We start from the raw sequence: 24,555 nt of genomic DNA, 5'->3' as shown, positions 1-24,555 counted from the left end.
CAATCACCATCGAGCCCACACTGCACTCAAAGGTAAGACACCGGCCAGCCGCGTCATCAACCTCTCAGGTCAATACACCTAGTTGGCGGCGTGGAAGGCCGGCGGTCCGCGGAGGGCGGGCAGCTTAAGGTTCCGCCACCGGAAGGGAATAACGACGGCGGCCGGCGCGGAAAGGCGCGGCCACTCCGGAATGGCAAGGGAAGCCAGGATCCGGACCAGGGGGCGCAGCCATGCCGCCAGGGCCCACACGGCCGCCTCGCCTCTGGCCAGGACCAGGGCGGTGGCCACTGTGGCCGCGGCGTGCAGGGCCAGCATCAAGGCTCCCGGCACGGCCTCATGGCCGGGCATCAGGGCGGCGGAGGCAGGGAATGATCCGTGGACGTGGGCGCCGTCAGCCGGGGTGAAGGCAACCGACGCCGAGAGCGCATCGAAGGCCCAGTGCAGGCCCAGTTGGCTGGACGCCAGGAGCCCAAGCATCGCCGCGGCATTGATTTTGGTTTTCGAGAGGATGGTGACCGGCGCAAGCACCAGCGCCACAATTCCGGCCATGATCGCCGGATGGGGCAGCAGCACACCGCCGGCCACTACGTGTGCAGCCGCGGCCAGGGTCAGCATGGCCGCGGTAAAGGCAATGACACGGGGGAGACGGAACGGAGCATTCATGCCGGTCGCCGCCTTTCCATCCGCTGTTGCCACCCTCCACTCTAAGGAATGACCGGCAGCGGCAGGTAATCAGCAGGGCAGCTATGTGGATGACGCCGGAATGCCTGCCGTCGAAAACACAGGAAAGCCCCTGGCCGGGGCCAAGGGCTTTGCTGTGACCTGCGGGTGCGCGCTACTCCGCGAGCTTGGCGACCGATTGCGCCCAGGTGAAGAACTTGTTGGTGCCCAGATCCTTGACCGTCTTGATGTTCAGGGCTTCCTTGAGCTTCTGGGCGTCGCTTTCGGACAGTCCCTTCAGCGCCTCCACCGGCGCTTTCGCGAGCTCGTCGATGCCCTTGTCGATGTATTCCTTGTCGAACTTCGAGTTGATTCCAGTCATGCTGTCCTCCTGGTGTCCGGTTGGGGCTCACTGTGCCGGGGGGCACATTCGCCATTCAACCACGCCACTTGGGATTCCGCGCGGGTTTTGCTGCTGGACACCAAGTAGTCCCTAACCTGAATTTCAGGTACCGCTTTCCCTGTCCCCGGCTTGTATTCCCCATTAGCGTGCGGGGCATGAGCACAGATCGAGGGGTATGGGTCAAACCGCTGGACCCTGTTCGCGTGGCGAGGGCCAAAGCCGCTTTTACCACCCGGCGGGTGGTACCGGAGCGGATAGCATCGCTGGTGTCAGGCGCAGTCCGTCCCCGATCGGGCGATCTTGTGCTGGCCCGGATCGTACAGTTGGGCCACCACCGCCACATCGAACAGCCAAACGGCCGGCGTGCCGTGCTGCACGATGATGACGAAATCATCGTCACCTACGGTGACCGGTACGCCACCGACCAGTTCGAATCCCGGGTCCCCGCCACCCTCGGCGAAACCCAGCTGGTCGCCTCCGGCGGGATCGCCTCGGAGGTCCTGAGCAGGAGTATGGCCGTTCGGCGGGCAACGGAAATCGAGCCACTTGGGCTCTTGGGGGACGCCAAAGGACGCCCCCTTAACATCCAGGATTTCGCCCTGCCGCCCGTTTCACCCCATCTTCCCCGTCCCCGGACCATCGCCGTGATCGGGACAGCCATGAATTCGGGCAAGACAACCACCGTGCACTGCCTTGTCAACGGGCTGAGCAAAGCGGGCGTCGCTGTGGGGGCCACGAAAGTTACGGGGACAGGTTCCGGAAACGACTACTGGTGCATGCTCGACGCCGGCGCCCACCTGATGCTCGATTTCACCGACGTTGGCCTCGCCTCAACGTACCGCCAACCAATGGAGGTGCTGGAGACGAAGTTTGCTGAACTGGTGAACCACCTGACGGCGTCGGGCGCCGCCCTAAACCTGGTGGAAATCGCCGACGGAATCTACCAGGACGAAACGTCCCGCCTGCTGGAGGCGAACGTCCTGCGAAACATGGTGGACGCCGTCATATTCGCCGCCCCGGATTCGATGGGCGCGGTAGCCGGGGTTTCCCACCTCCAGAAACTGGGGCACAAAGTCCTTGCGGTAACGGGACTCCTGACCCGGTCCCCCCTGGCCATCCGGGAAGCCGCAAAAGTGACGGGGCTGCCAGTGCTGACCCGTGAAGAACTCACCGAGCCTGGTACCGCGGCATCCCTCCTCGGGATCCAGGACGTCCTGGCGGCCGCCCAGGCGGACAAGGCCGAAACAGCCATTGAAGTCCAGGCCGAGCCCGCAGCCAACGAAGTGATCATTGGACCCTTCACCTCGTCGCCGGAGCGGCAGCCGCGGACAAGGCCGGGATTTTTCGGATTCCCCAGGCCCAGCACTTCCGCGGGAAGTGCGGACCTGTGGTGAACGCAGCGGCCGGAAAAGACAGGCTCTACAGAGTTCCGGGCAAGGTCTACGCCAAAGCCATAGCTATTGGGCTGGGACAGGTGGCCACGCTGGTCGCCTATATCCTCCTGCTGCGCCTGATTGTGGACGGACTGGCCCCGGCCACGGTAGGAGCCGCCGCGGACCTGCAATGGAGGTGGGCCCTGATCCAGGCAGGACTGCTGGGCGTCGTGGCGTTACTGCACGGATGGCTCCGCGCAGCCGGTTTCAATGTTGCGGAGACTGCAGGCTACGAAGCTGTACGTGTGCTGAGGATGACAATGTACGGCCACTTGCAGGGCATGACGCCCCGCCAATTCCAGCACCGGGCCCGCGGCGGCCTGTTGCTGCGCTTCCTTGGCGACCTTTCAATGACACGGCTGTGGATCAGCCGGGGCGTGCTGAGCGGAATCATTGCCGCGATCGTCATGGTGGGCGCGCTGGCTGTCCTGTTCTTTTTCAGCGTCTGGATGTCACTGGCCATCGTGGTGACGGTCGCCGTGGGGGCCGCCGCGTCCTTCCTTGCCGGCCAACGCATGCGCCAGGCGACGCGTGTCATGCGCCGGCGACGTTCGCTGGTGATGAGCAACATCGACGAGCAACTCAACGCCCAGCCCGTGGTGCAGGTCTTCGGCCGGTCCGCAGGGGAATACAGCCGGCTCTCCCATCAAAACGACGAGCTGACACGGGCACTGGTAAGGGTCGCGCGGCTTCGCGGCTACCTCCGCGGAGTCTCCACCGCCTTCGCGTTGCTGGCCTTGGGGGCGGTCCTCACTGTCGGCCTCTTTGAAGTCCGGCGGGGGACAGCGACCATCGGCACTGTGGTGGGTTTCGTCGTCGTCACCCGGCAACTGTCCGGGCCGGTACGAACCCTGGGCCTGGCCCACGACTACTGGCACCGGGCCCAGGTCTCCGTGGGCAAAATCAAGGAATACCTCCGCAGTTCCACCCGGGACCTCGACAGCGGCGGCCATGCTCCGCTGAGAGTCCGGAAGGGTTCCATCAACTTCATGTCCGTGTCGGTGCAGGGCGCGCTGAGCGAGGTCGACCTCCAGGTAGCCCCGGGGGACGTGGTCGCCATCACCGGGGAGGGCGGCAGCGGAAAATCGACCCTGCTGGGCCTGGTCTCCCGAACTGTGGACCCGGACGGCGGATGCGTGATTATCGACGGGCAGATGCTCAGCAAAACCGCCCTGCGTTCCGCCTCCCGGTGGATTGGGGCTGCCGGGCCTGAGCTGCCGCTGATGCGCGGCTCCCTGTGGCGCAATATTACCTATGCGTCCCCCCGGGCCTCCGAGGAGGAAGTGGAACGCGTGCTGTCTGCCACGGGCCTGGACGAGATGCTTCCGGATCTTCCTTACGGGCTGCAGACGTGGGTCACGGAGGGCGGGCTCAATCTTTCGTACAGCCAGCGGCAGCGGATAGCCCTGGCCCGGGCGCTGGTGGGCAACCCGCCGATCCTGCTCCTGGATGAGCCCACGCTTGGCCTTGACCAAAAGGCCAAGGCCGACTTCGCCGCCATTTTGGCCCGCTATGACGGCACAGTCCTGATTGCCACGCAGGATCCCCGGGAGATCGCCATGGCCAACACGGTGGTTGTCCTTAAAGGCGGAGCGGTGGCCGAGGTCATGTCCGGCGAGGAGTACCGGGACAGGGCGTGGCTGGAGTCAAACCTGAGCGGGGAACACCGGCTGTACGGCAACCAGGAAAGCGGAGCCTAATGCACCCCAAGAAGCGCGACCGGGTCCTCATCGCCGCTGCACTGGCCGTGGCCCTGGGCGGAACCGGGGCGTTGGCGGCCAACTACGGCGCAACGGAAGCCGCCCACGTTGAATCAATAGACCTCGCGGCCGGGGCCCTGGAGGATGAGCATCTGTCCATCCAGTTCCTGGGAGACACCATGCTGGGGGACGGCGAGGCGCCCCTGGCAGACGCTGCAGCCTACGAGGCAGCGATGGCGGCGGTCCTTCCGATGATCGATGGTGACCTGGTCATCGCCAACGCAGAAGCCCCAATGACCTACTCCACCCAGCCCCTGAGTCCCGGCAAGCAGTTTTCCTACCACGCGGACCCCATGGCGGCCTGGGCACTTTCCAAAGCCGGCATTGATGCACTGGGCCTGGGCAACAACCACTCCATGGACATGGGAATCGAAGGCCTCGAGGACACCGTCAAGTTGTCAGCAAACTCGGGAATGGACACCTTCGGGGCCGGCCACAACCTGGCAGAGGCGGAACGGCCGCTCATCTGGCACACGGATATGGGGACGATCGGCGTCGTCGCGCTGGGGGAGAACTTCGGGAAGGCAACACGGGCAGACGAAACAACCCCCGGAACGGTTGCCTTCAGCCCGGAAACCGTCCAGAGGGGCTACGACCTGGCCCGTGCTGCCGGCGCTGACTGGGTCATTGCCTACGTTCACTGGGGCGACAACTATACGGAAACCCTCCCTGAACAGCGGTTCTGGGCCCAGGCCATGGTGGATGCCGGCTACGACCTCATCGTCGGCACCGGACCCCACATAGCCGACAAAATCGAATACATCGACAAGGTGCCTGTCGCCTACAGTCTTGGCAATTTCGTTTTCGGCACCCCGGGGCGCTTTGCGTCCTTTGGCAAACAAGGGGTGGGGATATCGCTCGGCCTCGAATTGCGGAAGGATGCCCCGGCCCAGTTCGTGGTGAAGTGCTTCAACACCGACAACGCCATGACCGGCTTCCTGACGCAACCCTGCACTGCGCCCCAAATGGTGAGTGCCATTCCCCTGGTCCATCCGGCGCTTCAGATCCAGGGCGATGTCGCCAGGATGCCGTGCCGCTGTTTCGAGCCGCGGGAGTGAGTGCCCGGCGCGTCCGAAGGCGCAGACGGCCTGTACTCAGGATGCTCGCGGCCGCCATCAGCGTGCTCACCTTCGCTGTTTCCTGCACTGCCGCCCCCGAAGGAACCCCGGCAGGACCGACGCAGTCCAATCGAGGAGGAGACATGGCAAGCCCCACTGCCACCAGTTCGCAGACACGGATGATATCGCCGGGCGAGACAGGCGATTTCGCTTTCAGTGGCCAAGGTCCACTGCAGGACCAGCCCATCCGCGTCTGGTATAAGGCGCCGGACGATCCGTCGTCGGCGCAGATTCTGATGGTCATGACCGGGGCGCACCGCGACGGGGAGTCCTACCGATCGGACTGGCTGCCCCTCATCCAGAACAGCAACACGCTGCTGCTGGTATTGGAATTTTCGAAAGACGACTACCCGGGCGCCGCCAGCTACAACCAGGGCAACATCCTCGACTCCGCCGGTAACATCAACCCGCCAGAGTCCTGGAGCTTTAATGTAGTGGAATCACTCTTCCAGGCAGTGGTCCGGGATACCAACAGCAAAACCGAAAAGTACGCGCTCTTCGGCCATTCAGCGGGAGGCCAGTTTGTCCACCGCTTCATGGAATTCACCCCAACGAACCATGTCAGCGTCGCAGTCGCAGCAAACGCCGGCTGGTACACCATGCCGGACCAAAGCGTTGAGTACCCGTACGGATTGAAAAACTCGCCGCTCGCACCCAAGGCGTTAAGAGACGCCTTTTCCCGGCGCCTGATCATCCTCCTCGGCGCCGACGACGTCGACCCGAAAGATGCGATGCTTCAGCGCGACCGGCAGACAGATGCCCAGGGCGACAACAGGCTGACGCGCGGGTTGGCGTTCTACCAGGCGTCCCGGAATGCAGCCCGGGAAGGGGATCAGTTCAACTGGGCCTTGTCCGTCATACCGGGTGCAGCGCACGACCACAAACTGATGGCTGCTGCGGCGGCGCCTTTGCTCCTCGAAACGCGATAGTCCCGGAATGCCTTCTTAGATATAACCGGCAGCGGCAGAGGAAAGCTGCCAACGCTGATTCCACCCAGGACAGCGTGATCGGCCAGGGCGACGGCGCAGCCGATGCCGGCACCACGGACGCCGGCAGCACTGATGGGACCACCGGAACGGCACCTGCGCCCACAAGCACCGGTGGCGTCACGGACGCAGCGGGTGCGCTGAACGGCAACCTGCTTAACGTTGACGTCAACCTCGATGCGGACGCCGCCATCGCCGCCCCCATCAACGGTGCCGTCGCCGCGAACGCCAACGTTGCGGCCCCCATCGACGCGGCCGTCGCCGCCAACATCGGCTCCATCGACAGCCAGGCGCCATCTCGGACCAGAGCGCCACCATCTCGCAGCACATCGACGGCGCCGCCAACGCCACGGCCGGCCAGCAGTCCGACCTGCAGCAGTAAGCCAAGATGACCCAGACCCAAGGCGGGCCGCCTGCCCAGGCGGGCCCGCCGTCGTCGAGCGCCGGCCTTTCCCAGGATCCGCCGGGCGGGACCATCACGACGGCGGGTGCCCACCTTCCTGCGCTGGCCGACGGCGTGCAGCTGCTTGGCCCGGCGGAAGGCTCCGGCTACCGGGAACCGCCGTCCTTGGTGCGCCGCGGCGACGGGCAGACCCTCCAGCTGACCCGGCTCCTGTACCTGGTGCTGGAGGGGGCGGACGGGACGCGCGACCTGGACGCCATCGCCCGGCACGTCAGCGACGGCTCCGGGCGCCTGGTCAGCGCGGACAACGTCCGCACGCTGATGGACTCCCAGCTGCTGCCGATGGGCCTGCTCCGGCTCGCCGACGGCAGCCAGCCCGAGGTCAGGAAGTCCAACCCGCTGCTGGGCCTGCGGTTCCGCTTCATCGTGTCCGATCCCGAGCGCACGCGCAGGATCACCGCCCCGTTCGCCGCGCTGTTCCACCCGCTGCTGGTGGTGGCCGTGACGGCCGCGTTCCTGGCCGCATGCTGGTGGGTGCTCATGGTGAAGGGCCTGGGCTCGGCCACCCATGAGGCCTTCGAACAGCCGGCCCTCCTGCTGCTGATCCTCGCAGTCACCATCCTCTCCGCCGGTTTCCACGAATTCGGCCACGCCGCTGCCGCCCGCAAAGGCGGGGCGACGCCCGGAGCCATGGGGGCGGGGCTGTACCTGCTGTGGCCCGCGTTCTTCACGGACGTCACGGATTCCTACCGGCTGGGCCGCGGCGGCAGGATCCGCACCGACCTGGGCGGACTGTACTTCAACGCCATCGTGGCGGTGGCCATCATGGGTTTGTGGTGGGCCACCGGGTTCGACGCACTTCTGCTGGTGGTGGTCACGCAGATCCTGCAGATGGTCCGGCAGCTCATCCCGCTGGTGAAATACGACGGCTACCACATCCTGGCCGACGCCACCGGGGTGCCTGACCTGTTCCAGCGGATCAAGCCGACCCTTCTGGGGATCCTTCCGTGGCGGTGGGGAAACCCGGAAAGCAAGGTGCTGAAACCATGGGCGCGGGCTGTGGTCACTATCTGGGTCCTGGTGACGCTGCCGGTGCTGCTGTTCAGCATGGTGATGATGGTGCTGTCCCTGCCGCGGCTGCTGGCCACCGGGTGGGCAAGCGTGGGCAAACAGCAGGAAGCTTTGGCCGCGAGCCTGTCCGCGGGTGACATCCTGGGCGTGACGGTGCGCGCGCTGGCCATCATCGTGGTGGCTGTGCCCGTACTGGGCGTGGTGTACATCGTGGTGCGGCTGCTGCGGCAGCTGGTGACCGGGCTGTGGCAGAAGACGCGCGGCAAGGTTGCCCAGCGCATCGTGGCCATGGGAGCCGTGGCCGTCCTCCTCGGTGGGCTCGCCTGGGCATGGTGGCCCGACGGCGGGACGTACCGCCCGGTGCAGGCCTACGAGCGCGGGACGCTGGGTGATGCCACCCGGACCATCCTTCCAGCGCGCGACGGCGGGGCGCTGCGACAGGGCGCGGCGGGACGAACCGTTGCGCTGTGGCCTGCCGGCACGGCCAAACCGACCCGGGACAACCCCCAGCTGAGCATGGTGCTGGTACCGGCGGGCGCCTCCGCCGCTCCTGCTGCCGGCGGCGGTTCCGACGCAGGTCCCGCTGCTGCGGCACCCTCCTGGGTGTTCCCTTTCGACCGGCCGGCCGCTGCCGAGGGCGACGGGAACCAGGCGCTCGCCGTCAACACCACCGACGGCTCCGTCCAGTACAGCGTGGCGTTCGCGCTGGTGTGGGCCGAGGACGGCCAACCCGTCACCACCACCAATGAGGCCTACGCCTTTGCCAACTGTTCGGGCTGCGCGGCGGTTGCCGTGGGGTTCCAAGTGGTGCTGGTCGTGGGTCAGACGGACGTGATCGTGCCGCAGAACCTTTCCGCGGCGGCCAACTACAACTGTCTTGATTGCCTCACCTACGCCCTGGCCAGCCAGCTGGTCCTGACCCTTGATGGTCCGCTGGACGGGGACAGCAAGCACCAGCTGGAAGCGCTGTGGGCCCAGATCGCCGAGTACGGGAGAAACATCCGCGACGTACCGCTCTCCGATATCCAGGCCACCCTCAACGGATACAGGGAGCAGATCACGGCCATCGTCAAAGGTGCGTCGGTGACTTCAGCTTCCACGCCTGCACCCTCTGTTTCGGCTGATCCCAGCCCGGCGCGCACGCCGTCCGCGGCCGTCGTGGAACCGTCCGGTCCGGGGACGGTGCCTGCCTGGGATCCCAACCCAGCCCCGACGTCCGGTGCCACCGCACCGACGGGACAGTACACGGAAGGCCCGCAGCCGACGTCGTCCGTTGCCTACCCGACCCAGGCGCCCACCCCTGACTCCGGTTACGGCTCCACGCCTGTTCCGGTGCCCACCTCCAGCGCCGGCTGACTGGTACTGGGGGCGGTCAGCAGGCTTTGGGTGGCCCTGAGGGAGTGGACGCGGCTGCCATCCGCCAGATGGTCCCGTCCCAGGACATCCTGTAGCGGATGCCCCAGTCGGAGCACGTTTGGCCGCCGGGACCGTCGGCCGCGGCCTGCTCAGTGCGGAGGACGACATCTGCCGTCAGCTCGTTGCCGGAGCCGTTGATGGTGTTGACGGTCAGGGCGCGCCAGAAGGACGTTCCCAGCCCGGAACTCCACTTGGCCAGTCCGCCTTCACTGGCCTGCAGTTCGGGAGTCAGGACGGCAAAAGCAGTGTCGTAGGCAGCCCGGTTGATTGCCTGTCCATGGGTGAGCAGGCTTTGGATGACTTTGGGTGCCTGCTCGTGGTTCGAATGGTTGGTGGTGATGATGTCGCTGCTGGAAGTCTGCGCCTGGTTGTCGCAGCTGGCCTGGGGTAGCGGTGTAGTGCGGCGGCCCCAGTCTGAAAGAGCCGCGGCGGCAGATGGTGCCGGAGCGGCGTACCCCACGCCCTCGGCACCGTAATTGTTCTGGTCCCGGGTGCCCAGGACCCACGTCCGTTTCGAGCTGACCACCCCCACCACACTGCCGTCCATGAGGAGCAGGGGTCCGCCGCTGTTGCCTGGATTGATGGCCGTGTCCGTCTGGATGAGGCCCCGAACTGTTCCGGCAGGGAGGCTGACTTCCTGGTTGAGGGCGCTGACGCGGCCGGAGGTGAAGGTCAGTCCACGGTCGAGGGGAAAGCCAAGTGCTGCCACCTCAACGCCTTGGGTGGGAAGGTCCGGAGCAAGATTGAACCTGTAACCGGTCACAGCCGTGGGCGTCCGCAACAGGGCCAAATCCAGATTGTCGTTGATCCCCAGGACCGTGGCCGATGTGAACTGGCCGTTCACCGAAACGTTGATGGCGGCCTCGTTCTTTGCCACGTGGGCCGCCGTCATGATCAGGTCGTTGCCCACTAGGAAGCCGGTGCCGACGCCGCCGCCGTCGCATAGTGTTACGGCCACGCGGGCCACCCCTGAGCTGACCAATTTCACGGTCTCCGCCCAGTCTCTTGGCGCGGTTGGAGATGGCGTTGATGTCAGCGATGGCGATGCTGAGGCAGTGGGCACTGGGGCCGTTGTGGAAGCCGACGGCGCGGCGACTGGCGGGGAAGTGGAAGGCGGAGAGGAACTGACAGGGCCGGCCTGGGGTGGTTGGCAGGCCGCGGCGAGGAGCAGGACAGCAACCGCCGGTGTACAGCGGACAAGTCGGCGCGTGGCTGCGAACATCGGGTTTCCTTCCCCCAAGGTGATCACTGGCCCAGCCCCAGTTACCGGTCCAGTAGGCTCACGCTAGCGACGCCGGGTCCCGGCAACAAGCACATCCACTACCTAACCTGGGGCGGAAGCTACCCCTGTTAGAGGCCTACGCCGCTGGAGGCATCTGTTGGGCGGCCGACTTTGCTGGGAAAATGCCATGAGTTATCCCGGAGTCCCGCGTGGTTGCGGGGGTGGGCCCGCGGGACGTGAATTCTGAAGAGTAGGGTAAAAACGTACGGTTGCCCGCAAGGAAGAAGATCCGGACACACGAATGCCCAAACGAGTCCCGTCCCCAACTTCCCCAGCCGTGCCCCGGCGCAGGAACCTGTTCCGCGCCACCGGAATCACGCTTGGCTGGTTCCTGGGTTTCATCGGTGTCAGCGCCCTTTGCGGCGCCCTGGTGGCCGGGTTGATGGTACCCGCCGCAGCGCTGACCGAGACGGCAGTGGCAGGCGGTTCCGCCGCCCTGACCACCGACCTGCCCAATGATGTCTTCTCCGCGCCGCCCGCACAGATGACGCGTGTCCTGGCGGCGGACGGGTCACTGATCGCGACGCTCTTCGACGAGAACCGGACCCGGATCCGGCTCGACCAGATGTCACCCAACATCAAGAACGCGATCGTGGCGGTCGAGGACTACCGGTTCTACCAGCACGGTGGAATCGATCCCGAAGGCATCTTCCGGGCGCTGGCGGTCGATGCCGCCGGTGGCCACCAGGGCGCGTCCACGCTGACCCAGCAGTACGTCACGAACATGCTCAACGAGAACCTCATCGCCCAGGGCAAGGATGCCCAGGTGGTGCTCAACGGGCAAAAGGGCGTGAACCAGAAGATCAAGGAGATGAAGCTCGCCATCGGCCTGGAGGAGAAGTACTCCAAGGACCAGATCCTCGCCGGATACCTGAACGTCGTCGGCTTCAACGCCAACGCGTACGGCATCCAGGCGGCAAGCCAGTACTTCTTCTCTGTTGATGCCAAGGACCTCACCCTGCCCCAGGGCGCCCTGCTGGCCGGCCTGGTCAACGGCCCGTCACTCTACGACCCCACGGTGCACCCGGAAGCGGCCAAAGGCCGCCGCGACCTGGTGCTCGACGCCATGCTGCAGCACGGCTACATCGACCAGCAGCAGCATGACGACGCTGTGAACACTCCGATCCAGCTCAAGGTCAATCCACCGAAGCAGGGCTGCGCCTACGCGGCCCAGGCCCAGTACTTCTGCGACTACGTCCTGCACCAGATCGAGAACGACCCGGCGTATGGCGCCACCCTGGACGAGCGGGACCAGAAGATCATGGCCGGTGGCTTGACCATCAAGACCACCCTGGATCCGCGCCTGCAGGGACCGGCCCAGGCGCAGGTGGATGCCACCGCCGGCGCAAACCCGGACAAGTGGGGCGCCTCGCTGGTGACCATCGAACCGGGCACCGGCAAGGTCCTGTCCATGGCGCAGAATTCACGGAAACTGCCAGACCAGGGCGCCGGGTTTGTCTCCGACTACAACTTCAACGTGGACAGCTCTGACAGTGCCGGGAACAGCCTGGGTGGTGTGGGAGGCATGCAGCCGGGATCAACCATGAAGCCGGTGACCCTGGCCGCGTGGCTGGGCGAGGGTAAATCCACCAACCAGGTTGTGGACGCTTCCAAGCGCCGCTACGGCATCTACTACCCGTGGAAGACCACCTGCCAGCCGGTCCAGGGCTGGTTCGACAGCACCGTGCCGCAATCCTCGGACCTGCAGAACGATGAGCCCAACTGGTACCGGCCGATGACGGTCCGGGAAGGCATTTACCAGTCGATCAACACGGCAACGTTCGCCTCACTCGCGGGTCTTAACGATTTCTGCGATGTCCAGCGCGCCGCCGACGCCATCGGCCTGCACCTGGGCAGCGGAAACGGCAACAAAATCGACCTCTCAACCCTGGGCAACATCCTGGGAAGCCAGAACGTCGCGCCGCTGACCATGGCCAACGCCTTCGCCACGTTTGACGCCAACGGGACCTACTGCTCGCCGATGTCCATCACTGAGGTGGACGATTCCCAGGGCAACAAGATCGGCGGCCAAACGTCCTCCTGCCAGGCCGGTGCCCTGAAACCGGACGTCGCAAAGGCCGTCACCAACGTCCTCCAGGACGTCCTCACCAAGGGCTCCGGCCTCCTGATCCCGCAAAAGCTGGGAGTTCCGGATGCCGCCAAAACCGGAACCAACGAGTACAACAACCAGACCTGGGTGGTTGGCTATACGAAGGGCCTGGCGACGGCGTCCTTCTTCGGCGACCCCTTCAACGGCGGCCCCACCAGGCTGGGCCGCAACATCACCGTCAACGGTAAGTTCTACCCGGCGGTGGATGGGGCATTCATCGCCGGTCCGCAGTGGGCGCAGTACATGCAGGGTGTTGTGGGCCTGTACGACCACGGCAACTTTGACGCCCCGCCGCAGAACCTGGTCAGCGCCCCCGGAACCGTTTCGCAGCCGACGCCGTCGAAGGGCAAGTGACCCGGATGCCGTTTTCGACCGGCAAAATCCCTGACGCACGGGTTATTTGGGTGTCGCGGCGGAGCCTGCGGGTCGCAACCTGATATGCGAATCGCTGATGTGGCATACGTGAACAACATCCTCCGCAAGAAGGGAACCGGTCATGTTCAACACTGGGAATCTAGGAATCAGCATCGGCGCCTTGGTGGCCGTGGGCGTTGCCCTGTACATCGTGCTGGTGGTCCGCCGGCGGAAGTGACCTGCGCCGCGTAACGCAGATCGCCCTGCAGCCAGGTGGACTGCAGGGCGACCCTAATTGTGGCGTCCGGATAACCTCAGAAGCCGGACTGGTTAGTTTCGGTGAAAGTCGTGACAGGCGATGCAAATGCGTTTCCGGCGACGTCTGTCAGATTTGCAGAGGGTGTGTACGACGGCTTTGTGATCCCGACATTTTGCAGTGTGCTGCCAGTTGCCGAGTTGCCGAACTTGATCGTCAGAATCTTGCCGGTTGCGTCCAGTGCCAGGGTCGAAGCGCCGCCCGCTCCATTGCCGTTGGGTCCGAAGGTCGCATTTGCGCTGACGTAGTTGGCGCCCAGGGAGATGGTCCCAATGTTGAAGCTGGTGCAGTCGCCGGTCGCGAAGCTCAGCCCGTCATTAGTTGAGTTCTCGATCAACGTGACGGTGCCGTTGAAGGTCGTGGTGGTGGTGGCGCTGGAGCAGAACTTGGCCGGATCCAAGGCCTCAGAGAATTGTATGGTCACGGTGTCGCCCTTATCCGCCTGATTCGGCTTGGCGCCTCCGCTGCCGTTCGCCAGGGTGACGCTCTGGACGGTGGGTCGCGCAGTGTCCTTGGTGACTGTTGCAGAAACGGCGGTGCTGTTGCCTGCCGCGTCGCTGGTGGAAGCCGTAACCGTGACGGTAACTGTCGGAACAGTTGTGGACGTGTCCTTAAGGCTCGTCAGGTTCAGCGAACCTGTGTTCCAAGTCGCCCCGGAGGCGGTCCCGGGAATGGTGATCGTGCCGTCGGTGACATTCACACTTACGGCTGAGCCGGAGTCGCTGGTGCCGCTGATCGGATAATTTGCCACATTGCTTGCAAGGATGTTTTGCAGTGCATTGAGCTTCAGCACAGGCGCAACGGTGTCCTTAAGGCTAGACGTTGTGGCTGGTCCGCTGGTGTTGCCCGCTGCATCGATAACCGTGACCGTGTAGGTGACGGTGTCATCTTTGAGGGACCTGAGATCCAGGTTCAACGACCAGGTGCCATTGCTGGCAACGGCGGTGCCCGTGACTGCGGCGGGGGATCCTGGGCTCATGGCCGAAACAGATACGGTCGCCCCGGCTTCCGCATTGCCCGCTACGTTGATGGACGGGGCGGTAGTGGCATTGACATACGTCGGGACTTTCAGGGCCGTTGCCGCATCAGGGGCCGAAATGTCCTTGATGCCCGTGGCCGTCCTGGCTGCGCCTGTGTTGCCCGCGGCATCCGTTGCCGTTGCCGAGAACGTCACGGTTCCCTCGTTCAGGCTGCTGAGGTTCATGGTGATGGACCACGCGCCGCTTCCGGACGCGGCGGCCGTCCCCGGAACGGAGTGCCCGGCACCGTCGCTCGCTGTGAGGTTGATCGTGGCCCCTGCCTCAGCGGTGCCGCCGACGGTTACCCGGGAAGCGTTGGCAACGTTGGCGTTGGGAAGCGGGGTGGTGAAGGCAGGAGCCGCCGGCGCCTGGGTGTCGATCTTGACAGTCTGGTTCTGTGTCGTCCCGGCGTTGCCCACCTTGTCAGTCGCGAAGTAGGACACCGTGTGTGTCCCTTCCCCGGCAACCGGAATGGTGGCGGCGGCGCTCACCGTCTGCTGCGCGCCGCCGTCGACCGCGTACGTAATGGAGGCGACACCGGAACCGTTCGTGCCGTCGTCGGCCGTGACTGTCACGGTGACGGGGCTGGTGCTGTTCCAGCCGGCCGCGTTGGGGGAGGGCGAAACGGAAGCTGAAGCAGTGGGCGGCATGGAGTCGCTGCTGACGGCGTTGCTGCGCGGGCTCTCGGCGCCGGTCCAGAGCGCTATGGCCGGAGTGACGGTGTAGTACCAGGTGCCGCCCGGGACGTTCTGCTCCGTGCAGGTGAGGGTGGTGACGGTTCCGGCGCAGCCGCCGGTGGCCGGGATGGCGGTGCCGCCGGTTGCTGCTGAGTAGCGGGCGACGGTGTAGCCGGTGGCGGGACGGCCGTTGACAGTGGTGCCGTTGGCCCAGGTGACCGAAAGTGCGGCGCCGTTGGCGCTGACCGCGGGTTTGGAGCCCGGAGTCAGGGCGTCGGCAGCGGCGGCCGCGTTGCTGCTGCTGGTGGTGGAGGCCCAGAACGCGTAGGCGGCGGTGCCCGAGCCGAGCAGGAGCAGGACCGCGGTGATGATCCAGGCCAGCCTGCGGGACGGCCGGCGGCCGAGGAAAAGGGACGCGTTGCGGACGGCGAGGCTCATTTCCGGACCTCCGCCGTCACTGGGACGCTGAAGGTTGTGCCCTGGCAGGCTGCGAGTGAGGTGGTGTCCATGGTGGCCGCTCCGGGGAGGGTGATGAGTGCCGACGAGTTCGCGGCAACGTAGGTTGCGGGGGTGAGGGGTGCGGCAGTGCCAGTGAACCTGACGCCGGTGGTGGTGCAGCCAGGGTGCGCGGCATCCGCCCTGGCCAGCCCGTTGCCGGTGACGCTGTAGACCTGCACCGGGTACGGGTTGGGGTTGGTAAGGCGGAGGACGACGTCGGCGCTGCCGCCAGGGTAGAGGGCTGCCTTGGGGTTGTCGGCGGCGATGAGGGCGTCCACGGTGACGGCCTGCAGGGTGCCTGCAGCTGCCGATCCGCTCCCGGCGCCGGTGCCGCTCCAGAAGGCGTAGGCCGTTCCGGCGCCGACGCTCACGAGGATTCCGGCAAGGGCAGCTGCCTTGAGGCCCCGGTTTCTTGTGGTGGTCATCTCAGTTCCCCTGTCCTGATCCTGAGTAGCTGAGCTGGAGGGTGGCGCCTTTGCAGCCGTCCTGGTTGGTGGACGTGTCCAGCATTCCCACCCGGGGCCACGCCGTCTGGGCGACGTTGAGCCCCTGGAGCGAACCGCCCGTGGCCGGGACTGCCAGCGGGTAGGGGCCGCTGTACTGGGTGACGGCGAAGTCGGCCGCCGTGCAGGGCAGGTTGGCTGCCACCGCGGCCGCGCTCCGGGTCACACCCGCGACGGCGACAGACAGGTTGGTCAGCGACAGCGGCTTGTTGATGGGGTTGCTGATCTGCAGGTTCATTCCGGCCGACGTGCCGGGGGACAGGGTACCGGGGACGTTCCCGGAGATGCCGAACTGTTTGATGGTGGAGTCCAGGACCAGCTGGACGTTGGCGTAGGCGTACTGCGCCTTGCCGGAAGAGTCCTTGCCGGTGCCCACCAGGTAGAGGCTGGACGTTCCGGTGGGGGAGGCGTTAGTCGTGGCCACCTGGAGGGTGGTGGAGTCTCCGGTGGCCGGGTTCGGCGAGAACGATGCGGTGGCTCCGGCCGGCAGACCGCCCAGGACGCTGAAGGTGATGGGTCCGCTGAGGTTGGTGCGGCTGAGCTGCAGCGTGTACACCGCGGTTGCCCCTGGCGGGATGCTCACGGAGTCCGGGGTGGCAGTCATCGAGAACGAGCTGGAAATCTTGTAGTTCACCGTGAGGCTGGCGGTTACGCTGGCGGAGACCTTGCCGCTGGTTGCGGTGATGGTGATGGAACTGGTGCCCGCCGGCGTGGTTGTTGCGGTGGTGGTGTTCAGGGTGGCCGTAGTGGGGCTGCCGGAGATGAGGGGGACGGACGACGGCGAGAAGGCACCGCTTGCCCCGGCCGGAAGTCCCGCGGCGGTGAGATTTACCGTGCCGCTGAAGCCGCCAGTGGAGGTCACGGTGACCGTGTACGCGGCCTGCTGGCCTTGCTGGACGGACTGGCTTGCAGGGGAGACCTGCACCGTGATGCCCGGTTTTGGAGTATTCGACGCCGCGACCAGCGCCCCCGCGCTCACCAGCAGCAGTATCAGTGCGACAAGTGCTGCCTTGATGCCGGTCCGCCTGCGACGCCGCGGATGTCCGTCCTGCTCGTGCACCCTGTGCCCCTCTTTCCTTGGTGCAAATGACGGCAAGCCGGGGGCGGATTCGCACCGCCCCCGGCCCGCTCGCTTGTTAGCGGCTGGTGACGTTCACCGTGATGGTGGCACCCTTGCAAGCGTCCTGGTTGTCCGCGGTATCGAGGAACGTCAGCGTACCGGTGCCCACAGTCGTTCCAGTGGTTTTCGCTGTAACCGTCACAGGCGTGGTGGTGGCGTCGACGGTAAACCAGCTGGCGAGACACTTCGCGTCGCTGGTGGCCACCGTCGGAGCCAAGCCCGCGACAACCGTGCTGGAGGTGTTCGAGTTATCTGCCGTGTAGGTCACAGCCCGGGTCTCACCTGGCGCAATACCCGCGGCGAATGAGGAGTGCAGGGTGACTTCGTTGTCGCCGGCTGAGGCTGCGGCGGATCCATTACCGCTACCAGTCGTGCTCCAGTAGGCGTAGGCGGCGCCGCCGCCGGCTGCCAGCAGCGTCGCGGACAAGGCAACAGCGGCGATCTTGTTCTTCTTGGTCATCTTGCGCATGGAGAAGCTCCTTGAATGTGTGATTGAGAACCCGTTCCCCCATTGGTGGCTCCATCCAGGTGCCTTCCGGTGGATCGATGACCCAATGTTTGTCGGAGCGAAACAGGCGCAACAACAGGTACCGGTACCCGAGTTTCTGGAACCTCAAGGAGCCGGGTACTCGGTAAGCGCTGCCACTACCTGCGTTCTCCGCGCTCTTTGGGGCTGGACACTTCTCCGCGGATGGCGAAAACCGCGGCGCACAGGGCCAAACCAAGTAGTCGACGTTCGCTGTCTTCGGGTACTGCCCCAGCAGCGCTATGGAGCGCTCACATTGAGCCAATCTTGCGTATCCGGGACACCCGTTTTCGACGCGCAAAAGCGAACGTGAAGCGCACCTTCCCTGGCGCATCAGAAATGTGCGCCTCGAAAAGTAGCTGGCGAGTCGGAGATGAATCTGCGCGTCACGGGCCCAGTCGCGCGTCGATAGTGAGCCTCGGTCGCGGAGGGAGCGGAGTCAGCTGTTCTACCGCGTATCCACGTCCTCGAACACCAGGAACGTCTGCGTGTCGAGCACGCCGGGCATGGTCTGGAGCTGGTCGAAGATGACCCGGCGCAGGTCGATGTTGTCCACGGCGCGGACCAGCAGGATCACGTCGAAGTCGCCACCCACCAGGGCGATGTGGTGCACCTCGGGGATGGCGCCCAGTTGGTCGCGGAGCTCGCGCCACGAGTCCTGCTTCAGCTTCAGGGTCACATAGGCGGAGGACTTCAGGCCCGCCTTGATGGGATCAACCAGCGCCGTGAAACGGGTCAGCACGCCGTCGCCGGTCAGCCGGGCAATCCGGGAGTAGGCGTGGGCCCGCGAGATGTGCACATTCTCCGCCACCTGGGTCACGGACATCCGGCCATCACGGGTCAGCTCGGCAATGATGCGACGGTCAATCTCGTCCAACGGAACTTCAGCAGCTTCCTTGCCCGGCATTTTGTCCACGGCTCCTGTCGGTAATCCACATCACAGTTACAAATCGTCTTCAACAATAGGGCCTATAGAGCAGCTTCTCCACGATTTGCCCATCCAGTAGATACGAAACCGGCCTCAGGGCAATACTGGGAGGGAATAGTGGCTACCGAAGGACGGACCAATGACGATCTCCGCAGACCACACCGCACCGGACACCACAAGCACGGCAGCGCCCGAAAATGCGCTGACGGAAGCTGTGAAGAAGTTCGGCATCACGGTGGAGGACTACATGCTCCCCGCCCGGCACCAGATCCAGATGGTGGATCCGGACGGCAGGCTCAAGCCCGAAGGTGAGCAGGGCACCCAGCCCGGCCACGAATACCCCGTGCCCGGCGACAAGGAACTGCTGGCAGCGTACGAACAACTCGTCGTCGGCCGCCGCGTCAACGACCAGAACTCCGCCTTGGTCCGGCAGGGCCGCATGGCTGTCTATCCCTCCAGCCACGGCCAGGAAGCCTGCCAAGTGGCCGCCGCCCTGTGCCTCTCCGAAGGCGACTGGATGTTCCCCACCTACCGCGACGCCGTGGCCGTCATGACCCGCGGCGTGGACCCGGTGCAGGTGATGACCATCTTCCGCGGCGACTGGCACGGCGGATACGACCCCCTCAAGTACAAGGTGGGCATCCAGTGCACCCCGCTGACCACCCAGCTGCTGCACGCCGTCGGGGTGGCCCACGCCGCCAAGCTCCGCGGCGAGGACACTGTGGTGCTGGCCATGTGCGGCGACGGTGCCACCAGCGAAGGCGACTTCCACGAGGCCCTCAACTTCGCCGCCGTCTTCCACCTGCCAGTGATCTTCTTCGTGCAGAACAACAAGTACGCCATCTCGGTGCCGCTGGCGCACCAGTCCGTGGCGCCGTCGCTGGCGCACAAGGCCGTGGGCTACGGCATGGCCGGCGAACGGGTGGACGGAAACGACGTCGTGGCGCTCCTCGCCGTCCTGGACCGCGCCGTGAAGCTGGCCCGCGAAGGCTCAGGACCGCTGCTGGTGGAAGCCAACACCTACCGCATGCAGGCCCACACCAATGCCGACGACGACACCCGCTACCGCGAAAACAGCGAGGTTGCAGAGTGGCGGGCCAAGGACCCGGTCAACCGGATGCGCACCTACCTCACGGACCGCGGATTGCTGGATGACGACGGCGAGGCCCGCATCCGTGAACACGCTGAGGCCGTTGCCGCGCAGCTGCGCGAGGGCCTCGGCGAGGACGTGCCCGTGGACCCGCAGGAACTCTTCCGGCACGTCTTTTCTGTACAAACTCCGCAGTTGAAGGAACAATCCGCCATGCTCGCCGACGAACTCGCCCGCGACGCCGCAGCTGTCGATTCGAAGGAGGCCGGCAAGTGAGCCCCACCATCACCACCTCATCCGAGGCCAACGGCAACGTTTCCGCCGCGACCGCCCGCGCCGCCGCCTCCGCAGCGGCGTCCGCCGAAGCCGCCGGCCCGCAGCCGGTCACCATGGCCAAGGCCCTGAACACGGCCCTGGCCGACGCCATGCACGCCGACTCCTCCGTCTTGGTCTTTGGCGAGGACGTGGGCATGCTGGGCGGCGTCTTCCGCATCACCGACGGCCTCACCGCCACGTTCGGCGAGCAGCGCTGCTTCGACACCCCGCTGGCCGAATCCGGCATCGTGGGCATGGCCGTCGGCATGGCGATCAACGGGATGCGCCCGGTGATCGAGATGCAGTTCGACGCGTTCGCGTACCCGGCGTTCGAGCAGATCGTCAGCCACGTGGCCAAGATGCACAACCGCACCAAGGGGGCCGTGAAACTGCCCATGGTCATCCGCATCCCGTACGGCGGCGGCATCGGCGGCGTGGAACACCACTGCGATTCCTCCGAGTCCTACTACGCCCACACCGCCGGCCTGAAGGTCTACACCCCCGCCACCGTGGCGGACGGCTACCGGATGCTCCGCGAAGCCATCGACTCCGACGATCCTGTCGTTTTCATGGAGCCCAAGAAGATGTACTGGACCAAGGACTCGGTGGACCTTGGCGAGCTGCGGCGCCAACACGCGGAAGGTACGACGGCGGGACGCACCTCCGAGGGGAGGGCCGCCGTCGCGCGTCCCGGCACCGACGCGACGCTGATTGCCTACGGTCCGTCCGTGCCCACCGCCCTTGCCGCGGCCGAGGCCTCCGCCCTGGAGGGGCGCTCGCTGGAAGTGATCGATGTGCGGACCATCGTGCCGTTCGATGATGAGACGGTGTGCGAGTCCGTCCGCAAGACCGGCCGGGTTGTGGTGATCGCCGAGGCGCACGGCTTCGCGTCCGTGTCCTCTGAGATCGTGGCCCGGGTGCAGGAACGCTGCTTCCACTACCTCGCCGCACCTATCCGCCGCGTGACCGGCTTCGACGTCCCCTACCCGGCGCCCAAACTCGAGAAGTACTACCTGCCCGGCGTGGACCGCATCCTCGACGCCGTTGACGACCTGCAGTGGGAGAACTGACCATGAGCGAACCACGCGTGTTTTTACTGCCCGACCTGGGCGAAGGCCTCACCGAAGCCGAACTGGTGGCCTGGCATGTCTCCGTTGGTGACGAGATCGCCGTCGACCAGCCCATCGCCGAGGTGGAGACCGCCAAGTCCGCGGTGGAGGTACCCTCCCCGTACGCCGGGATCGTGGCCGAGCTGCACGGCCAGCCGGGGGAGACCCTGGACGTGGGGAAGCCGCTGATCTCGGTGACGCCGCTTGGTGCTACTGCCGGGGCGGCCGCGGTGTCCGCCGCGGATGATGCCGCCCCCGCCCCTTCGCCGGACAGCATTCGTCCTGCGGACGATGCTGCCGGCTCAGGAAGGCCCGATGCCACTCCCGGGGCGGCATCATCCGCGGCAGGTGAGGCGGAAACGTACCGTGAGGAAGAAAAAGCCGGGTCCGGGAATGTCCTGATCGGTTATGGGACCCCTGGTGGCCATGGCGTTGCCCGGCGCACCCGTGCCCCGAAGGCCGCCGTCGCGCTCGCTGAACCTGCTCAGGCCAAGCCCACCGAGGACGACCTCAGCCTCCTGCGCACCCGCGTGCCGGGCAAGCTTGGTGCCGTGATTTCGCCGCTGGTCCGGCGCATGGCCCGGGAGCACGGCGTGGACCTCGGGGAAATCTCCGGCTCCGGCGACAGCGGCCTGATCATGCGGCGCGACGTTGAGGCTGCCCTGCGGACCACTGCACCGGCGGAAGCCCCAGCAGCCAAGCCTGAGGAGACCAAACCAGTCGAAACGCAGTCGGCCGCCGGACCCCGGGAGGCCACCCCGGCCAACCCCGTGGACGCCCGCACCGGACTCGCCGTCTCCGCCCGCACGCCCGTCCGCGGCGTCCGCAAGGCCGTTGCCGCGAACATGGCGCGCAGCCGTTCCGAGATCCCGGAAGCCACGGTGTGGGTGGACGTGGACGCCACGGCACTGATGGAGCTGCGCGAGGGGCTGAAAGCCAGCGGCGCGGCGGTCCCCGGCCTGCTCGCATTCATTGCCCGGTTCGTCACTGCCGGGTTGAAGAAGTATCCGGAACTGAACACCCGCATCGAGACTGCCGGCGATGGATCGCAGGAGATCGTGGCCTTCGACGGGATCAACCTGGGCTTCGCGGCGCAGACCGACCGCGGCCTGGTGGTGCCCTCGGTCCGCGGGGCCGAGAAGCTCAGCGCCCGGGAGTTGGATGCGGAGATCCGCCGCCTCACCCAGGTGGCCCGCGACGGCAAAGCGACCCCCGCTGAGCTGGGCGGCGGAACGTTTACGGTGAACAACTATGGCGTGTTCGGCGTCGACGGTTCGGCGGCAATCATCAACCACCCGGAGGTGGGCATCCTCGGCGTGGGCCGCATCATCGACAAGCCGTGGGTGGTCAACGGCGGGCTGGCTGTCCGCAAGGTCACAGAACTTACGCTGACCTTCGACCACCGGGTCTGCGACGGCGGCACGGCCGGAGGCTTCCTCCGCTTCGTGGCCGACGCCATCGAGAACCCGCAAGGGCTGCTGCTCGACTTGTAGCATCCTGATCCCCTGAGTTCCCCGGGCATTTGTTGAGCCTAACCAGGTACCCAGGGCCGCCGACTGTTAGACGGGAAGACCTACGACTCGCATCCTCCACGCCGCCTCCGGGCACTCCTGCCACTACCAAGGCATATGTGGACCATCGACCTTCGGTAGTCAACGGGGAAGTGGCCTTTGGTAACGTCGCGCAGCGGACTCTCAGTTCCGACCATGTGGTCTGCGACGGCGCGCTCAATGTTACTGGACGGCAGCGGCCTGGGTTGCCGCCGTGACCCGCTTCCAAAGCTGCGCTTCTCAACTGGTAAACCGCAGCGCGATCACCAGGCCGATCAGCGCCACCACGCCGGCCAGCAGCATCGCCGCCCTGGGACCGCCGAAGTTCAGGGTCCACCCAATGCCGAACCTGCGGGGAACCACCAGTGCCGGATCCTCCCGGTTGATGTAGATCACGCCGCCGCGCCAAAACTTGTCGTCGTCGCGGTGGGTGAGGCCGGTGTCTTCCCCGTTGCTGCCGCGGTCCCGGTTGTTCCTTGCCAACACGGCAATAGTTGCCGCCACCGAGGCCAATACCGGGATTACGATTACCAGAGGTGCCCATCGGGATACGGTCCCGGTCCACATCAACAGCGACGAACCCATCAGTCCCAGGTCGATCATGGCCACCAGGCCGAGCAGGGCTTTGGCGCCCAGCGTCATGTAGTGCCGGGCCCAGCGCGAGGACCCCAGGGGGCGGGCCGGGTCAAGATCGGGCCTGCTGCGGACCACGGCCGCGGCGATGCCTCCCAGTAAAGCCGTCAGCCCCAGCTGCATAAAGACCAGCGAAAATGCGGAGCCGACCGACTTCACTTCAATCCTGTTCGGCACGCCGTTGGCGCCATAGTGCACTGTCAGGTTCTGCGGCATGGACGGGTACATCATGATTCCGATAACCGCCGTGGCGAGGGTGACGGCCACGGCGGGGGCCAGCCAGAGCCAGGGAAACCGTGGGGGATTGGTCCGCAGCTCGGTGTCCACCGCTATGCCCTGGTGCAGGCCCTGGAACCAGCCGCCCGCAAGTTTCGCCGCGCGGATCTCCTGGTGGGCCAGGAAGAAGCAGCCATACCAGGTACCCACCAGCACCAGCACCGACAACGGCAGCAGCAACGGCTGCCCGGTCACAGCGACGCTGGCCACGCCTGCCACCGCGACGATGCCCCCGCAGAGCAGGACCCGCCGCCGGTACAGGCGCGACTGCGCCGCAACCACCGGATCGGCAGCATACTGGGCGGGGATGCGGACCCCGAAGGGAACAGTGCCGCTGGAGACCGACGGAAGTACCAGTGCCAGCAGCAGAACGAGGCCCAACAACACCAGGCCCAAAATCACGGAAATAATCATGGCGTGCCCTCCTGCTGTGTGGCGCCAAATGAATCGAGCAGTGTCCGGCAGGCCCTGAGTACCTCATCTGCGGGAAGTCCACGAGCCACGGCCTCGGCCAGGAGGGTCGTGGCCCGGGCGGTCCAGTCAGCCGGGAGCTGGTCCGTCGCCGGCGCGGTCACCACCGCACCAGTGCCGCGGCTAAGGCGGATCAAGCCTTCCTGCCGGAGGAGATCGTAGGCCTTGTTGACAGTATGGAAGTTGATGCCGAAATCGGCGGCGAGCGTGCGGGTGGGCGGCAACGCGCTCCCGTCCGTCAAAGAACCGTGGGCGATTGCCTCCACGATCTGGTCACGGATTTGCTGGTAGATCGGGACGTCGGCACCCAAGTCCACGCTGAGGATCAATGCACCCACCTCCAACCCTTTGTTCTATTAGTTATAGAACAAAGGCGAGATTGACGCTAGGGCCACTGGCCCGCTCTGGGCCCGCCCCCGCCGTCGGGCGTCCAAATTTTTTCCAAGAGGGGTCCCTGTTGCCTCATTGCAATACCTCCGGGAGGACTAATACGTTGCCTCAAATGAGAACCTCCGTTTTCGCGTGATC

At 65.7% G+C, this 24,555-nt stretch carries 20 protein-coding genes; 10 read left to right on the top strand and 10 right to left on the bottom strand.

Annotation, left to right across the window (positions count from 1 at the left end; genetic code table 11):
• Positions 1-78: 78 nt before the first annotated feature.
• Together PV772_RS22355 and PV772_RS22350 are read right to left on the bottom strand one after the other, a co-directional pair.
• Positions 79-663 carry a hypothetical protein gene (locus tag PV772_RS22355; protein ID WP_347887625.1) on the bottom strand — a complete coding sequence of 195 codons (585 nt, stop codon included), beginning with the start codon at positions 661-663 and terminating at the stop codon, positions 79-81.
• A gap of 172 nt (positions 664-835) precedes the next feature.
• A complete protein-coding gene (locus tag PV772_RS22350) occupies positions 836-1,042 on the bottom strand; it encodes a hypothetical protein (protein ID WP_141159594.1) in 207 nt (68 codons plus the stop codon).
• Positions 1,043-1,218: 176 nt separating this feature from the next.
• Here PV772_RS22350 and PV772_RS22345 point away from each other — a divergent pair, with 176 nt between their 5' ends.
• From PV772_RS22345 to PV772_RS22320, 6 genes are all read left to right on the top strand, one after another.
• Positions 1,219-2,457, top strand: a complete 1,239-nt coding sequence (locus PV772_RS22345; RefSeq protein ID WP_347887624.1) for a DUF1611 domain-containing protein — start codon at positions 1,219-1,221, stop codon at positions 2,455-2,457.
• Entirely contained in the window at positions 2,451-4,196 is a 1,746-nt protein-coding gene (locus PV772_RS22340; RefSeq protein WP_347887623.1) for an ABC transporter ATP-binding protein, read from the top strand. Before PV772_RS22345 ends, PV772_RS22340 begins: the two co-directional genes overlap by 7 nt.
• Positions 4,196-5,314 carry a CapA family protein gene (locus tag PV772_RS22335; protein WP_347887622.1) on the top strand — a complete coding sequence of 373 codons (1,119 nt, stop codon included), beginning with the start codon at positions 4,196-4,198 and terminating at the stop codon, positions 5,312-5,314. The genes PV772_RS22340 and PV772_RS22335 overlap by 1 nt, the downstream gene beginning before the upstream one ends.
• A gap of 143 nt (positions 5,315-5,457) precedes the next feature.
• Complete coding sequence (locus PV772_RS22330) at positions 5,458-6,303, top strand: hypothetical protein (protein WP_347887621.1); 846 nt, start codon at positions 5,458-5,460, stop codon at positions 6,301-6,303.
• 74 nt (positions 6,304-6,377) lie between these two features.
• Entirely contained in the window at positions 6,378-6,752 is a 375-nt protein-coding gene (locus tag PV772_RS22325) for a hypothetical protein (RefSeq protein WP_347887620.1), read from the top strand.
• Positions 6,749-9,190 carry a hypothetical protein gene (locus tag PV772_RS22320; RefSeq protein WP_347887619.1) on the top strand — a complete coding sequence of 814 codons (2,442 nt, stop codon included), beginning with the start codon at positions 6,749-6,751 and terminating at the stop codon, positions 9,188-9,190. The genes PV772_RS22325 and PV772_RS22320 overlap by 4 nt, the downstream gene beginning before the upstream one ends.
• A 16-nt stretch (positions 9,191-9,206) precedes the next feature.
• Here PV772_RS22320 and PV772_RS22315 read toward each other — a convergent pair whose 3' ends face one another.
• A complete protein-coding gene (locus PV772_RS22315; RefSeq protein WP_347887618.1) occupies positions 9,207-10,208 on the bottom strand; it encodes a serine protease in 1,002 nt (333 codons plus the stop codon).
• Between the two features lie 565 nt (positions 10,209-10,773).
• On the opposite strand from PV772_RS22315, the gene PV772_RS22310 reads away from it, so the two are divergent.
• On the top strand, positions 10,774-12,996 hold the full coding sequence (locus PV772_RS22310; protein WP_347887617.1) for a transglycosylase domain-containing protein: 2,223 nt from the start codon (positions 10,774-10,776) through the stop codon (positions 12,994-12,996).
• A gap of 314 nt (positions 12,997-13,310) precedes the next feature.
• Here the strand turns inward: PV772_RS22310 and PV772_RS22305 are convergent, their stop codons facing one another.
• The 5 genes from PV772_RS22305 to PV772_RS22285 all read right to left on the bottom strand — a co-directional run bounded on the left by PV772_RS22305 (position 13,311) and on the right by PV772_RS22285 (position 18,562).
• Positions 13,311-15,446: an Ig-like domain-containing protein gene (locus tag PV772_RS22305; protein ID WP_347887616.1), complete on the bottom strand. Its 2,136-nt coding sequence runs from the start codon at positions 15,444-15,446 to the stop codon at positions 13,311-13,313.
• Positions 15,443-15,931, bottom strand: coding sequence for a hypothetical protein (locus PV772_RS22300; protein ID WP_347887615.1), 489 nt, complete (start codon positions 15,929-15,931; stop codon positions 15,443-15,445). The genes PV772_RS22305 and PV772_RS22300 overlap by 4 nt, the downstream gene beginning before the upstream one ends.
• Position 15,932: 1 nt before the next feature.
• Complete coding sequence (locus PV772_RS22295; protein ID WP_347887614.1) at positions 15,933-17,069, bottom strand: hypothetical protein; 1,137 nt, start codon at positions 17,067-17,069, stop codon at positions 15,933-15,935.
• A 76-nt stretch (positions 17,070-17,145) separates the two neighbouring features.
• The gene (locus PV772_RS22290; RefSeq protein WP_347887613.1) at positions 17,146-17,598 is read right to left on the bottom strand and encodes a hypothetical protein; all 453 of its coding nucleotides are present in this window, start codon (positions 17,596-17,598) and stop codon (positions 17,146-17,148) included.
• Between the two features lie 505 nt (positions 17,599-18,103).
• Positions 18,104-18,562, bottom strand: a complete 459-nt coding sequence (locus tag PV772_RS22285) for an Lrp/AsnC family transcriptional regulator (RefSeq protein WP_141161497.1) — start codon at positions 18,560-18,562, stop codon at positions 18,104-18,106.
• Between the two features lie 160 nt (positions 18,563-18,722).
• Here PV772_RS22285 and pdhA point away from each other — a divergent pair, with 160 nt between their 5' ends.
• From pdhA to PV772_RS22270, 3 genes are read left to right on the top strand one after another with little or no spacing between them, the layout of a single operon-like run.
• Positions 18,723-19,949 carry a pyruvate dehydrogenase (acetyl-transferring) E1 component subunit alpha gene (pdhA, locus tag PV772_RS22280; protein ID WP_347887612.1) on the top strand — a complete coding sequence of 409 codons (1,227 nt, stop codon included), beginning with the start codon at positions 18,723-18,725 and terminating at the stop codon, positions 19,947-19,949.
• Positions 19,946-21,058 carry an alpha-ketoacid dehydrogenase subunit beta gene (locus PV772_RS22275; protein WP_347887611.1) on the top strand — a complete coding sequence of 371 codons (1,113 nt, stop codon included), beginning with the start codon at positions 19,946-19,948 and terminating at the stop codon, positions 21,056-21,058. Before pdhA ends, PV772_RS22275 begins: the two co-directional genes overlap by 4 nt.
• 2 nt (positions 21,059-21,060) lie before the next feature.
• Positions 21,061-22,590 carry a dihydrolipoamide acetyltransferase family protein gene (locus PV772_RS22270; RefSeq protein WP_347887610.1) on the top strand — a complete coding sequence of 510 codons (1,530 nt, stop codon included), beginning with the start codon at positions 21,061-21,063 and terminating at the stop codon, positions 22,588-22,590.
• A gap of 297 nt (positions 22,591-22,887) precedes the next feature.
• Here the strand turns inward: PV772_RS22270 and PV772_RS22265 are convergent, their stop codons facing one another.
• Positions 22,888-23,970: a DUF5808 domain-containing protein gene (locus PV772_RS22265; RefSeq protein WP_347887609.1), complete on the bottom strand. Its 1,083-nt coding sequence runs from the start codon at positions 23,968-23,970 to the stop codon at positions 22,888-22,890.
• Entirely contained in the window at positions 23,967-24,365 is a 399-nt protein-coding gene (locus tag PV772_RS22260) for a GntR family transcriptional regulator (protein ID WP_347887608.1), read from the bottom strand. Before PV772_RS22260 ends, PV772_RS22265 begins: the two co-directional genes overlap by 4 nt.
• Between the last annotated feature and the right edge of the window lie 190 nt (positions 24,366-24,555).

The sequence above is a fragment of the Pseudarthrobacter sp. CC12 genome (genome assembly GCF_039907755.1).
GTDB lineage: Bacteria > Actinomycetota > Actinomycetes > Actinomycetales > Micrococcaceae > Arthrobacter > Arthrobacter niigatensis.
Note: the sequence above shows the minus strand (reverse complement) of the source record. Positions and strands in the feature narration are given on the sequence as shown.